This window comes from Okeania sp. SIO1H4, from assembly GCF_010672695.1.
GTDB lineage: Bacteria > Cyanobacteriota > Cyanobacteriia > Cyanobacteriales > Microcoleaceae > Okeania > Okeania hirsuta.
The window spans coordinates 40,036-55,097 of record NZ_JAAHGB010000048.1 but is presented as its reverse complement, the minus strand read 5'-3'; the positions used below and the strand labels follow the sequence as shown (position 1 = coordinate 55,097).

Annotated in this window: 8 protein-coding genes; 2 read left to right on the top strand and 6 right to left on the bottom strand. The window is 37.0% G+C overall.

Features of this window, described 5'->3' with window-relative positions:
• Window positions 1-460: 460 nt before the first annotated feature.
• Window positions 461-2,626, bottom strand: a complete 2,166-nt coding sequence (locus F6K06_RS24150; protein ID WP_124143877.1) for a transglycosylase SLT domain-containing protein — start codon at window positions 2,624-2,626, stop codon at window positions 461-463.
• Between the two features lie 1,121 nt (window positions 2,627-3,747).
• Between F6K06_RS24150 and F6K06_RS24145 the strand changes: the two genes are divergently transcribed.
• Both F6K06_RS24145 and F6K06_RS24140 read left to right on the top strand, forming a co-directional pair.
• Window positions 3,748-5,220 (top strand): leucyl aminopeptidase, encoded by a 1,473-nt coding sequence (locus tag F6K06_RS24145; RefSeq protein WP_124143878.1) that lies wholly within the window; start codon window positions 3,748-3,750, stop codon window positions 5,218-5,220.
• Between the two features lie 553 nt (window positions 5,221-5,773).
• On the top strand, window positions 5,774-6,364 hold the full coding sequence (locus F6K06_RS24140) for a hypothetical protein (RefSeq protein WP_124143879.1): 591 nt from the start codon (window positions 5,774-5,776) through the stop codon (window positions 6,362-6,364).
• Between the two features lie 898 nt (window positions 6,365-7,262).
• Here the strand turns inward: F6K06_RS24140 and F6K06_RS24135 are convergent.
• From F6K06_RS24135 to F6K06_RS24115, 5 genes are all read right to left on the bottom strand, one after another.
• Entirely contained in the window at window positions 7,263-8,558 is a 1,296-nt protein-coding gene (locus F6K06_RS24135) for a flotillin family protein (protein ID WP_124154133.1), read from the bottom strand.
• A 620-nt stretch (window positions 8,559-9,178) separates the two neighbouring features.
• Entirely contained in the window at window positions 9,179-10,561 is a 1,383-nt protein-coding gene (locus tag F6K06_RS24130) for a flotillin family protein (RefSeq protein ID WP_124143881.1), read from the bottom strand.
• Window positions 10,562-10,837: 276 nt separating this feature from the next.
• Window positions 10,838-11,182 (bottom strand): NfeD-like protein, encoded by a 345-nt coding sequence (locus F6K06_RS24125; protein ID WP_124143882.1) that lies wholly within the window; start codon window positions 11,180-11,182, stop codon window positions 10,838-10,840.
• Between the two features lie 96 nt (window positions 11,183-11,278).
• The gene (locus tag F6K06_RS24120) at window positions 11,279-11,887 is read right to left on the bottom strand and encodes an NfeD-like protein (RefSeq protein ID WP_124143883.1); all 609 of its coding nucleotides are present in this window, start codon (window positions 11,885-11,887) and stop codon (window positions 11,279-11,281) included.
• 1,219 nt (window positions 11,888-13,106) lie between these two features.
• Window positions 13,107-14,705 (bottom strand): SDR family NAD(P)-dependent oxidoreductase, encoded by a 1,599-nt coding sequence (locus F6K06_RS24115; RefSeq protein WP_287243205.1) that lies wholly within the window; start codon window positions 14,703-14,705, stop codon window positions 13,107-13,109.
• Window positions 14,706-15,062 lie beyond the last annotated feature (357 nt).

Here is a 15,062-nt window from a genome sequence, read left to right as displayed (position 1 = left end):
CTTAATATTTACTTGATTTCGGCAGCTCTAAAATTTTGTGTAAGTCCCGTAGCGAGCGCTTCGACGTAAAATTATTGATTTACAAGCATTATAGTCTAATTTTACCAGTTAAGTTGTGTAAGTCTCATTAGGAAGATCGATGAACGAAAAAAGTATTGAGATGATTTGCATAGTATAAATACCTACCAAGCTACAGATTCATATACTACTTTTAATGATACGCTCTTGAAGTTCCGAATGTGGGATCTAGGATAGACGGAAGTAAGGAAGAAAGAAAAATCTCCCTTGTCTGAGTTTTAAGCTTCGGAAGGGTCAGTTATATCATGTCCGGATAATTAGCGATCAAAAAACTTTCTCCTTCTCCTCCTCTTTTTTCATTCTTGATTCCCTCCTGACTCGGTCCTTCCCCTCCTGGGAGGGGGAGGGGCGAGGGGTGGGTTGACTCCTAACTCCTGACTCCTTATTTTTTATGTTTAGCGTAATGTCTCTCCATTAACTGAGCAACTTCAGGATTATAAATTTGCAAATAATTCCAATAATTTTCAAAGACAGACTCCACATAACCCCTGGTTTCAGGATAAGGAATTTTCTCCACAAAAGCATCAGCATCATTAAATCCAAAGCGCTTTAACCAACTACTCACAGCATTCGGTCCAGCATTATAACTCGCCACTGCTAACATCGAATTATCCTTGTACTCTTGATGAGTAAAATCTAAGTAATAAGTACCTAGATTAACATTATCATTCACATTCTCTAAATCATAGCTCACAAGATTAATATTCTTAGCTGCCTCCTTACCCGTTTCTGGCATAACTTGCATTAACCCCGTAGCACCAACTACCGATTTTATCTTCGGCATAAAACGAGATTCTTGACGAATTAAAGCAGTAACTAACACAGTATTTAACTGTCGTTTGTTAGACCATTTCACAATAGTTTCCAAATAAGGAAAAGGATACAAAGTTTGCCAATAAGTAGGCTTTTCCTTTAATGCTTTATACTCAGCTATCTCCTCTGGTTTTTCCCGTTTGCTCAAGCTAGTAAGCATCCAAATACCATCTAAATTATCTCCTATACCAATCCTTAACACACCATCAGTATACTGTTGAGCAACAGTTGGACTCATCCGGTATTCAAATTCTACCTGCCATTGTTTCCAAGCATCCCGGTCTTGACCGATCTGATATAGTTCTCGCAATGTGTCAGAACCAAAAGGCAGCGGATCTCGCTTTTTAGTATGTACAACCTTTGGAGATAGAGAACGAACAGTAATAAAATCACCCACAGGCCAACCCAACATCACCGCCGATCGCCAAGCATAGTAAGAGTGGGGGTAGCGTAAAATCATATACTCGAAAGCCTTTTTAGCATCCTCTGTCTGCCCAAGTTGCTGTGCCCACTTACCTACCCAGAATCCTGCTTGTGGTGCTAACTCACTATCAGGATTATTCGCAGTTAACTCTTGTGCCCACTTCCAAGCCACTTGTAAATTGCCCCCCTCAGCAGCTTTTTCGGCCAACTCCCAGCGTAATTTAGCAGCCGCATCAGAATTCTTATACTCACTCAACAACTGTTGACGTACCTGTGAAGCTGACTTAGCAGACTCCAGTTGATCGAGTAACTTAGACTTATCAAGCATAGCTTCGGCAGCATGGCTAGGAAAATTAGCAATTACCCTGTCGAGATAAACTATTGCTTCTTTTGGATCGACCAGTCTCGACAAACGAATCAAACCCAAAGCTGTATCTTCTCCCCCATCGGGAAACTGATTAATTAATGTTTTGTAAGCTTCGCGGGACTCCTTAGTTTTTCTCCCTAACCATAAACCCCTAGCATAACGATATAGATTTTTGGGTGTTTTGGGTGCTTTCTGATATGCCAGGCCACCTGTAGGATAATCCTGCTTTTCCCAATATCCAAAAGCAATCATTTCCCAATCTTCAGGAGTTAACTGGGAGGCATATTTTGTTCTCAGTTGTTCCAATACTGTTCCATATTCGGGCACATGAAAACCATATTTAGCAATGAGCAATAACAATTGAGGTTGATTAGGATTTTGCTTCAGTTTTTCTTGAGCAATTTTTACTGTAGTGGGGTGAGCGGGAAATTTAGCGATCGCTTCATCCCAATATTCCGGCGTTTGTTTTCCTAGGACATACAAAGCTTCTGCCATCACTGGTTCTTCTGGATAGGTTGCTAATAATTCTGACCAAGCTTTTTGTGCTTTCTCAACATCCCCGGTTAATTCATAAGCTTGCGCCCGTTTTAAGAACGCATATGGTGCTAGAACTGTATATTCTTGGTCTAAATTCTTAAGTTGAGCGATCGCCGACTCTACTTCTCCCTGTTGCATTAAATCATTAGCTAGCATATAACGTGCCCTACTGCTATTTAGAGATTTTCCTGTCTCAATAGCATCTTCCAGTTTACTCCTTCGTTGCTGGGGTGGAAGTGATACAAAATTTGTTACATCTAGCTCCGGGTTGAGCTTCTGATTTTGGATTGTGTTTTGAGAGATACTTTTGTTATTGTTTGTCAGTTCTGGTAGAAAAATTCCTAGTAACAAAGCACTGATAGAAACGCCGATCAGTATAGAAACTTTTGTTATATTTTGTTTTAGCATTTACTTATCGTCAGTTAATTAATTTTAAATTAGTTTTAGGTTTATACGAATTTGATAAATTTTTGCTACAAATGACTAGCCTTTTTATTAGGAGTCAGGAGTCAGAATAAATGGCTTCAACACCAGTTTTTAGGTCTGAAATTCTCTTTTTTTATCAAAGGGACATCTCCTGTCAAGTCTTTTAATCACACTTATTATTCGTAACATTCTTTTTTCAAAATGGTATGAGATGATGTCCAGTAAATCAAGTTATACCATTTTTATAAATGTTTGCTACAAATATTTAAGGTGTTTGGCATGGTATAAATTTTTTTTTTATATCATGTCCGTTTAATTAGTTATAAAAAACTTTCTTCTCCTGTTCCTTCTTCCTCCCTCCTGACTTGGTCGTCCTGACAGGGTTGAGCAATGGACTTTCATCAAAATTTTGACTTAGCCCCTATTAGTAATCATATCTTGGATTATTTTCTTTAGTGACCTACACATTTTCTTATTAGTTTCCGGATTGAATCTATTTTTATGCTTAATATAAGGCGTTGCTGATTTGTCCCTCGGTAACTCTTTGTTTATCTATCGATATGTTCTATTTTACATAGAGAAAAATTTATATATACTTCTGCCTAACAAGCATAGTATATCTAAAATTAATAATAGATAACTTATTGTTGGAAACTAAAAATATTCTTACATATAAAAAAATATTTACTAGGAGAAAATCAACTTAATATGAATTAAGAATAATATAACTACAGTTTAAAACTATGAATATTACATTTTCAAGTATTACGTAAAAACAAATATTAATTTTTCGATATGATGTTGCATTTTTATCTAAAAGATATAAACTTTGAGCATTATCTATGAGTAAAATGATACCTATTTAAAAGGGATTAGTATTTAGGAACTAGCTGATACCTAAAAAACCATTCCCAGTTTCAACGATCTCTTTTCTGATTATTGAAATCTATTCCCAAAATTAAGGTATATTAAGGTAAGTATTCAGGAGGAAATGCTGACATATTAACTTAATCAAAAAAATAATTAAAAAAGTAATTATCCGAGTTTGAACTCAAAAAAACGATTAAGATCATTTACCAATTACCAGTTAAAAGGAAATCAAGATGGAAATTAGAGCAATCAATACACCTCTGTTAGAATGGACCGGAGATGCCTTAGCCATTGGTTTATTTGAAGATACCAATAGCATATTAACCGGGGATATGGCCTATTTGAATGAAAAGCTGACTGACACTTTATCTGAACTAATCGAAGAAACAGAATTTAAGGGTAAAGTCAACAGCAGTGCCTCGACTCGTGTGGGCAGCAAAAAATCCATCCGTAAAATTATTATAGTGGGCTTGGGTAAATCGGAAGAGTTAAAATTAGAAACTCTGCGCCAAGCAGCAGCAACTTGTGGACGCTTGGCAAAAAAGGAGAGGTGCAAAACTCTAGGCATTAGCTTGCCAATATGTGACAATGCTGAAGCAACAACTACAGCCATCACAGAAGGCATTGAGTTAGTCCTCCATCAAGATAATCGCTTTAAATCTCAACTGGAAGATCAAGGGCCAGATGTAGAAAAAGTAGAGTTAATCGGTTTAGCTGGCTCTGATGAAGCGATCGCCCGTGCCCAGAAAATCTGTTCTGGGGTGATCCTAGCCAGGGAACTTGTAGCAGCACCTGCTAATTCTTGTACCCCAATAACTATGGCTGAAACTGCTGAAGCTTTGGCTAAAGAATTTGGGCTAACTATAGAAATTTTAGAACAAGAAGATTGTGAAAAATTAGGCATGGGAGCTTTCCTGGGAGTTGCTAAAGCTTCCGATATTCCACCAAAATTTATTCATATCACCTACAAACCAGAAGGTACTCCTCGTAAAAAGTTAGCAATAGTTGGGAAAGGCTTAACTTTTGACTCTGGTGGCTTAAACTTAAAGCCTTCTGGTAGTGGTATTGAAATAATGAAAGTTGATATGGGTGGAGCTGGTACAACTTTTGGTACTGTGAAGGCGATCGCTCAGTTAAAACCAGATGTGGAAGTTCACTTTATTAGCGCTGTCACTGAAAATATGGTTAGTGGCCACGCCATGCACCCTGGAGACTTCCTCACTGCTTCTAATGGTAAAACTATTGAGGTTAACAATACGGATGCAGAGGGGCGTTTAACTTTGGCCGATGCTTTAGTTTTTGCCGATAAATTAGGAGTAGATGCGATCGTTGACTTAGCTACTCTCACAGGTGCTTGTGTTGTGGCATTGGGTAATGATATTGCTGGTTTATGGAGTCCTAATGATGATTTAGCGGGGCAACTGGCGGCAGCAGCAGAAAGTGCTGGTGAGAAACTATGGCGGATGCCTTTGGAGGAGAAATACTTTGAGGGGTTGAAAGCTATGCACGCTGATATGAAAAATACTGGACCTCGTCCTGGTGGTGCTATTACTGCTGCTTTATTTTTGAAGCAGTTTGTTAAAGATACACCTTGGGCGCATTTGGATGTTGCTGGTCCTGTATGGATAGATGCTGAGAATGGTTACAATAATGCTGGGGCAACTGGTTATGGCGTTCGGACTCTGGTAAATTGGGTTTTGAGTTAGAAATTAGTCAAGTGTGTAACTTTTTTTAGGTTATTGAGAAAGGAGTCAGTAGTTCAGGAGTCAGAAATTGACGTTGCTGAATGATTATGATTTTTAGGCTTTGGTGAATTATCCTGATGATTTTTGTGCTTAGGGAATAGGTTGGATGTAGGGACGTTGCGTGCAAACTCCGTAATGATTAGTTCGTTCCTTGATTATGCAACACCCAAATATCTTAATTCATAGTTTGATTCACCAACGCCGATTTTTAGTAGTCAGTTTCTGGTTTTTTGAGTAGGTTGCTTGATGGTGGTTTTGATGAAGTTTTGCTATCTAGGTCTCTGCTTTTAAGGGGATAAAAAAAAGAGAATTCCGTATTTTCGTAGCCTCCTTATTGCAGAGGTACTGATAACTGATAATTGATAACATAAATGACCAGTTCCTCAGTAGGCAACTGGTTTAGTCTTTCTCTATCTTGTTCTAGTGGCTGGTTTTTGTTCATGGATGCGATTTTCTACCCTATTGTCTCTTTTGTCAATACTCCTCCACCTGAATCCTTACGAATAAATAAACTATGAATCAAAACGAAAAATCTTACAAGCCTTTTTCCATGTATATTAAAATAGCTTCTATTTTTGTCACTTTTTATCTTTCTCTCAGATTATTAATTTTCCCGATTATTACTAGCATAGAAACAGGAAAATTAGCTAAAATCCCTGAGATAACTCCTAGTGATGTATGCTTGCTCTTATTAATTATCCTATTTCAAACAGACTTACTAAATTTGATCAAAACTTTAAAAATAGGTAGCGGGGGATTTGAAGCTGAATTCCGAGAATTAAAACAAGAAGTTGATAAACAAAAAGAAGATATAGATACTTTACAGCAACAACAAATAGAGCTAATTCAGCAACAACAAAAGAAATTAGACTCACTTCAAACCTTTATGTTTAACTTTTTGCTTGATGAATCAAAATACAAAATTATTCATTTTTTAAATCTTTATACTGCACAAAATCTGCCTTTCTCTTTTCATGTAACTCCGAATGCAGCTATTGATTTAAGAATATTGCGAGATTTTAAATTGATTGAATTAATTGACCCAAAAAGCTACATTAGTCAAATGGAAACAGACAGTAATAGAGGATATAAGGCTATTTATTGATTTAACAAAATATTGTCGAGTAACTGAATTTGGTAATCAGTTCATAAAAACTAGAGCAGAACTTAAAGCTAAAGTTCAGAATACTGGAACACTATAAAACTTCAAAGTTATTGCCTTTAAACCATCAATTTTTTTCCTAATATCCAGTTATACCATTTATCAAAAGTAATGCTACACTTGGAAAGTGTCAAAATAACCCTCAAAATGGTAAAGATGATTAAAGGCTTACATCACGTTAATAAATAGTATTTAGCAAGTAGGCTAGGTTAAGCGACAGTCTAGTAGGGTGTGTTAATGAAATGTAATACCAAGCGTGAAAAAATAATGTTACGAATAGTAAGAGGAATAAAAAGACAAATGCAGGATATGTCCTTTGACAAAGCGGTGCGACCCCGCGACGACGCCAGTCGCAAGGGAACGCGCACCAAGAGAAAAGAATAATTTACGACCTGAAAAATGGTATTGAAGCTATTGATTCTGACTCTATCCGACTGAGTTACCCTCCTGGGAGGGGTTAGGGGTGGGTTGACTCCTAAGAAATATCCTAGCTATTTGTAGCAAATATTTATTAATTTGGTATAACGCACCGCTGATATCAAATGTTTTGGTGCGTTACGCTACTGGACTGACTAAGACACCATTTAAGGTGTGTCAGTCTAGTAGACATCTGGTAAAAATAAAAATAAAATCAATTCTTATCCATAAATTATCAATTATTCCCCTCCTGGGAGGGGTTCGGGGTGGGTTCCCTGTTGCTTTCCGGAGCTGTTGCCTGTTGCCTCTTTTCTGGAGATGTCTAGTAGGGTGCGTTAATGAAATGTAACGCACCGCCTATCCCAAATGTTTCGCTCCGTTACGCTATCGCTAACACACCCTACTGGACTGACTAAGGCACCATTTAAGGTGTGTCAGTCCAGTAGTTTCTGGGTGTCTCGATATCCCCATCTCGCCTACTCCCTATACCCCGATCGCTTAAACTATTGACTGTAGCAGCTACATCAATACCAGTAGTTTGCTTTAACTCCTCAAAAAAAGCAGCCATTTTTGTCGCATTGCTTCCACCTTGAGCATTAATTACGGTAACATTATCCACATCAACTTCTGGCACAGTAGATACCATAATCTTCAGCAACTCTTCCAACTTCTGATATAGAAAAACTTCTCGTGCGTTTGCACCAGCAGCTTTCCAAGATTCTGCCAACTTCTTAATACCCTCTGCTTGTGCCTTTCCTGGTTCGACAATAGCAGCAGCATCTCCCTTGGCAGTAGCGATCGCTCGTTTACATTCAGCTTCTGCGGGAGCAACTACATCTGCCTGTAACTGTTGTGCAACTTGCTTAATACGCTCATTCTGCACTGCCACCTCAGCCTGAGTCCGCGCTACCTCTGACCCAATATCAGCCTCCGCTTCTGCCACCACTGCTTGCCGTTTTGTCACCGCATCTTGAATGCGCCTTTCAGCTTCTGCACGAGCTACAGCAATTTTCGTTTCAATCTGTTTGAAAGAAGTATTTTTTTGGTTTTCTGCTTCTCGAATAATTGATTCTGCCTGGGTTTGTGCTTCAGCAATACGAGAATCTCGTAACAATTCAGCTTGTTGTTTTCGACCAATAGAATCAAGATATCCTACATCATCAGCAATATTCTGAATTTGTAGAGTATCCAAAACTAAACCTAATTTTTCTAGGTCGTCTTCTGCTTCCTCCAGCAAGCTTTTAGCAAAAGCAATTTTGTCTTCATTGACTTGTTCTGGTGTCAGAGAAGCTAAAACACCACGCAAATTTCCTTCTAGAGTTTCCTGAGCTAATTTTTCAATTTCCTGGCGAGTTTTGCCTAGCAGCCGCTCGATCGCGTTGTGAATAGTAGGTTCTTCACCAGCAATTTTGATATTTGCCACACTCTCAACTGTGAGAGGAATACCACCTTTAGAATAAGAATTATTAACCTTAAGTTCAATGATCATATTACTCAAGTCCATGCGGAAAGCTTGTTCTAATAGGGGGACGCGAATGCTACTACCTCCCTTGACAAGACGATATCCAACTTTTTTATCGCTGTCTCCAACACGGTGACGACTTCCAGAAAAAATTAGGACTTCACTTGGTTGACAAATATAATAAAGGTTGCGAATGACAAAGACACCTGCACCAGTACCAAGACCGAAAACTGCCAGTAACGCTAATACTATTTCCATGATTTTTTTTACTCCGTTATTTTAGTGATTTAAGAAGGAAAAAGGAAGAGGGAAGAAGAAAGAATAATATCATGTCCGGATAATTAGTTATAAAAAAACTTTCTCCTTCTTCTGCTGTTGTTCTTCTTTATTACCTCTTTCCTCCTGACTCCTGACTTCCCCTCCTGGGAGGGGCGAGGGGTGGGTTGACTCCTGAGGACTCCGTAGTTATTTATTTATCACTGTTTAACCGGACATGATATAAGTAGGTAGGTCTAATGAAACGTTGAAAAAATTGTAGGGGTAGGTTTAACTGAAAGCTTTGAGGTAAGAATGGTCTAGTTCTCAAAACCTGTCCTATGATATTGTGTTTATTTATGCTCACCTACTTACTAATTTGATAAATGTTTGCTAAAAATAGTTAGGCTTTTTATAGGAGTCACCGAGTCAGGAGGAGAGTCTCTGCATAAGTCCCGATCGTGTTCGGACGGGTCAGTTATAAATAAAATTTAAGAACTCCGGGTACCGACAGTACCAAAGAAATACTGAAATTATCTTTACTCAATTCCTTTCTTTCCTCCTTTCTTCCCTTCTAACTCCTGAGGACTGAGGACTGACTCGGTGACTCCTAAATACTTAACCTATAACTGTTTAACCTGATTTGAGGTAACTTCTTTCCCATTGCTGAAGTTTCCTGTCACATCAACGCCAAGGGTTTGATTGACATTTTTGAGGAACTGGCGGAAGATTTCAGGATAAGCATTCACCAAACTAGCGATTGACTTGCCATCTCCACTATCGATAACTTTGATATTTTCCAATTTAACTTGTTCGGTTACCTTAGCAGACTCACGCAAAATCATACTAATTTGTTGTAAGTAGAACAATTCCGCAGCATCTTTACCAGTCTCTTGCCAAACCTGGGAAAGCATATCGTTAACTAAAGCTTCAGCTTGAGCATTTTCTGAAAGAGAAGCAGCATTTCCTTTTGCTATGAGTTCTTTTGCTTGCCGTTGTGCTTCTGCTGGCAATACTTCATCCGCTTCTAAACGCAATCTCTCTAACTCAGCGCGGACTGTTTGCAATAATTGTTCTGCTCTTGCCCTTGCTTCTTTAGCTGCTGCTTTGGTTCGTTCTTCTTCTGAACGTGCTTGCTGTTCCAACTCTGCTTGAATTTTACGGAGTTCGTTTTCTTTTTTAACGGTTAATGTTAATGACTCGGTTTTGGCAGTTTCTGACTGTCGTTGGCAGTCAGCTTCTATTTGGTCTGCTTCTGCTTTGGCGTTAGACTCAGCTATTTCAGCATCTCGGCGAATCATGGCAATTTGTTTGCGACCAATGGAGTTTAGGTAGTCTACGTCATCGGAAACGCTTTGAATTTTCAGGATGTCGAGTTGCAAACCCAATTTTGCTAAGTCGCGACTCACGTCTTCAGCAATGCGTTCGGCGAATTGAAGACGGTCTTCGTTGAGTTGTTCTGGTGTCAGGGTGGCGACCACACCCCGCAGGTTTCCTTCTAGAGTTTCTCTTGCTACACGGGTAATTTCTGAGCGGTCGCGGTCGAGAAATCTTTCTATGGCATTGCCTACTATTTTCGGGTCATTGGAAACTTTGATATTGGCGATCGCTTGAATATTTAGTGGAGTACCGCCTTTGGAGTAAGCATTCCGCACTTCCACAGGTACTGGCATGGTGCGTAGGTCCATTGTTTTGGTTGTTTCTAGAATTGGGATGGGAATTGCTCTACCACCAAATATTACGCGATAACCAACTGTTTCCCCTTCTTTTGTCCGCCGTTTCCGACCGGATAAAATTAGTATTTCATTGGGTTTACAAATTTGTATGAATGTGTTGATAAACCAGATTAATACTATCACTCCAAATATAGATAGAGCGATGGGCAAACTTGTAGAAATTTTTCCTGTAAAATTCTGAATTGGCTCCTTTTGTATTACAGGAGGAATTTGTGCTATTTCTACAGTGGTTAATTCGGCTTTATTTGATTCTAAATTTTTACTTTTCATTAGTTAAATTTCCTCATTGATTTTTGTGAAATATAGTATTTTTCATCTAGTAGTATGAAAGTTCGAGCTAACTGGCCTACAAATCGTTTATTTCTTCCCTAAAAATCTCTGCGATTATTCATTATCTTTTCTGTGGCGGGTTTAATACCCCACCGTCAACGGGGGTGCTTAAAATTTTTTGGGGTTATAAGACACGGACTAGCCGGTTGTTAACTATCCATAAGCAATTTTCCCTTCTGCCTTCTGCCTTCTGCCTTCTGCCTTCTTCATTGATGATTATTCCTGGTGTTGAAAAGATGATTTGGAAATTACCCACACCTGATTATTTTCTGTGCCGATAATAAATACTTGTTCTCCCTTAGTAAATTCTTTAGATTCTTCTGTTGTACGGGCAATTAATTCTATGCTAGAACCTTTAACATTTAAACTAACTTTACCTCTACTATGAGTATCAAATGGAATTTCCACAGTGCAGGGTAGACCTAAAAAATCTTGAGGTCTGACAAGACTATTTATTACTTGGTTTTGTCGAAAAATCGACAACAATAATACTATTAACATCCCACCAAATATTCCTACTCCCACTGAAATATAGGCTAACATTAAAAGTTGATTTTTCATGCCGATTTATTCATCTCGCAACTATATTTAAGTTGTGCATAAAATTTCTTGAAATTGGGGAATTGGAAAATCGCGTTCGAGGATAGCTGAAAAAAATTAAGATTCATCCTCTGATGTTTTATCTAGATAATTTTCTGATACTACCCATACTCTATTATTTTCTATTCCCACGATAAATGCTTTTTCTCCTCTAGTAAATTCCCTAGATTCTTCAGTAAAAGCCATCAATTCTATAACAGAATTTTTCACATTTAATCTAATTTTTCCTCTACTATTTTTATCAAAAGGAATCTCCACAATTCCAGAAAGACCTACGAGGTCGCCACTACGCACCAAGCTATCAGCTTGACGGTTTTTTAAGGTATGTAATACCCATGCCATAATTGTGCCACATAAAATACCAACAATTATAGAAATAATGGCAATTATTGTTGGTGAAAGAGTGGGCGAAATATACGATAATAAAATTCCAGTTAGCCCAAAGAAACAACTGCCAAAAGTCCAAAATTTTAGGCTGAATAATGGTAGCCATAATCTTCGGCGACGTTGATATATTGAAGTATTAACTTGTGTACTTGATTGGTCTGTAATTTCTAAGTCTGGGTCAAAGTCTTGGTCAAAATCTACACCATCTAGACCGGCAAAGGCGGAGAGTGCCACAAATGCTCCACCAATAATTAGACAGAAAACATAAGCTGATTCCATAAGTTGTCCTTGATAATTTTTAACAACCTCTTGGTCTATTTATATTCTGGCAAATTAGTTTCCTATTCAGGCTATTTGTAAAAAAAATTTGTGTTTTACTAGAAAACTACTTTTTATTTCATCAGTAGAATTTTTAATTACTATGAAAACTTTCTTCGTTAGATACAGAAAATTTTGATATAGAGATATTATACCCAAAGTTAGTAGTTTATGGGGGGCGGATATCTAGATTTCCAATTGTATAATACCAAGTGTGATAAATGTTTTCTACAAATAGTTAGACTTTTTATAGGAGTAAATTCAGTTATCAGTTAACCTCTTCCGGAGGAATTGCGTTTTTTATATGGCGTAGCGAAACAGTTATCACTACCTCCTGCAATAGGAATGCGAGAACTTGAAACTTTATTTTTTTGTCAAAATAAATAACTTCTATATAGCAATTCCCATATTGGTAAGGTACAAAATTCGTTTGTTTTAGGGAACAGGGAACAGGGAACAGGGAACAGAGAATAGGGAACAGAGAATAGGGAATAGAATAGAATAGAATCGAAATAAATATAGGTGTACCTCACTAATTTGAGAAACGCTATATCATTTATGAGTGTGAGTATCCTTATTCGTTTGTTTTAGGGAACAGGGAACAGGGAACAGGGAACAGAGAATAGGGAACAGAGAATAGGGAATAGAATAGAATAGAATCGAAATAAATATAGGTGTACCTCACTAATTTGAGAAACGCTATATCATTTATGAGTGTGAGTATCCTTTTTTAATCCAGGAGATATCTGAACGATAATCTTTTCAGTCCCGTTATTATTCTAAATATTCTTTTTTCGCCCTTGGCATAGTACTATAGCGGTTTTCATTAACATAGAATACAGAGATTTTGGCTTAAAGGCAGAAGGCAGAAGGCAGAAGGCAGAAGCTTTGTAGTCTACCTCTCTCTGTGAAAACCGCTATAATTATTAATCATAAATATGGCAGGCAATAGACAAAAGTGGGAAAAATATTTCTCCGTATTCGATTCATTATCACTCTATATCCTAAGCAACTCAAGATTTGCTATACAGAAATAAAATTATAGTTTTTCACTTAGAAGGAGCTAGTCTAATTCTAGAAAATACCTATCTAGACTGCTGTTTATCTTAATTTATTATTTCTGATTTTTTGATTCTTTACTTCTTCATTGTTCTTTCTTCCTTCTTCCCTTTTCCTTCTTCTACAACAATACTGACTGTTGATAATTAGGATTATAATTAGGTAAAACTTCTACACTAGGTTGAGTAACTCGTAAAGTTAATGATAGTCTAACTTGACCGCTAGTATTGCATACAGAGCGATGGATAAGTTCATCTGTAAACATCACAAACTGACCTGGTTTGAGAATTACTGGGACTGAATTTTCTGCCAATTTTTCTGTAACTTCAAAGAAATTATTGCCACTAAAAGGGTCTGTCATTTTTACAGATAAATTGCGGTCTTTTTTAGCATTTGGTATAAATTCAAAGCCATTAAATTTATTGACTTCAGTCAGAGCAATATAAACATTAATTGTTTTACCTACACCAGAAAGCAATTTTGGATAAGAATCTCTGTGCCACAAGGGGATTAATTGTTTTGCGGGATAATTAACCCAAAGTTCAGAACGCCATAATACTAATTTTTCTCCTAAATATTCTTGCAATTTTGCCAATAATTTTTCATCCTGACATATTTTCCAAATTTCAGGGGAATCAAGATGTCTTTCCATGTGAAATTCTTGTTTCCAAATTTGAACTAATAATAGAAAGGCTGAACCAAATTTGAATTTCAATAAAAATTTTAAAAGGCGTAAAAATAATAATTTGCTTGGAGGTTTTGGTAAGATTTCTGCAAAAATTGTTTTGGTAATTTGACCAATTTCTTGACTGTCTAGTTTGAGGGTGTAAGGACCGGATATTCCAGAAAAGTTATCATAATTAATTGTTTCGTTAGTTTTTGTATTCTGGCATCCACTCCAGAGTAAACTTCTTTCCCAAAGTTGTTTTGCTAGGTGAATATCTGTTGCTATTTTTGGCAAAGGAATTTCCTGGGTTTGAGAATCAAAAAATTTACCACTGATATTTTTTAGTTGACTAGACTGGGCACAAAATAATGTACTATTTGCACCTTTTTCTGGATAAATTCCTAAACCTATATATTTACTCAGACTATGCCAAATTGTAATATTAGATTGTACAAATCCTGGATGAACAGCATTAACAGTTACATTTGTATTTTCTAATTTTCTGGTAAGTTCAGTTGTCAACAGCAATAAACATAATTTAGAGACAGAATAAAGTTCTAAAAAATTGAGAGGTGTTTTTTTGACTAATAAATTCCAAGGAATAGTTTTTGGTTTTAATGCCAAATCGGAAGCCACCATAATAATTCTACTAAATGCAGAATTATTGAGTTTTTCTAACAAAAGATATGTCAGTAAAAAATGACCTAAATAGTTGGTTCCCCAAATTAGTTCAAATCCTTCTTGAGTAGTACCTCTTTGATTAAAAATTCCGGCATTGTTAACTAAAATATGTAGAGGAAGTTGCCTGGTTATGAACAAATCAACAAATTGACGAACTGAATCTAAAGAAGCTAGATTTAAAGGCAAAAACTCAACGTTTTTATTGCCACTAATTTGACGAATATAATCTACAGCTTTCGTGGCTTTACTAATAGAACGACAGGCAATAAATACATGACATCCAGCTTTGGCTAAACCAACAGCAGTCATTAAACCAACACCAGAATTACCACCCGTAACAATACATACTTGATTTTGTAAATCTTGATTCATAACTTACCAAAAGAAGGAAGAAGAAAGAAGGAAGAAGGAAGAAGTGGATGGGGATAGTCTTCGACAAGCCACTCCACGTCTACAAACCCCAACTAATTATAAACACCCTGTAGGCGGGGGGTATTAAACCCAAAATATTTATAATAAAAATATGAGCTTTGGATGCTCAAATTGTCAGTCATAAATTATCCTCTATAGCAATCCTAAATCATTAAAAAAATATTGAAGAAGGAAGAAGTGGATGGAGACTCAAACCCCAACTAATTATAAACACCCTGTAGACGGGGGGGGTATTAAACCCAAAATATTTATAATAAAAATATGAGCTTTGGATGCTCAAATTGTCAGTCATAAATT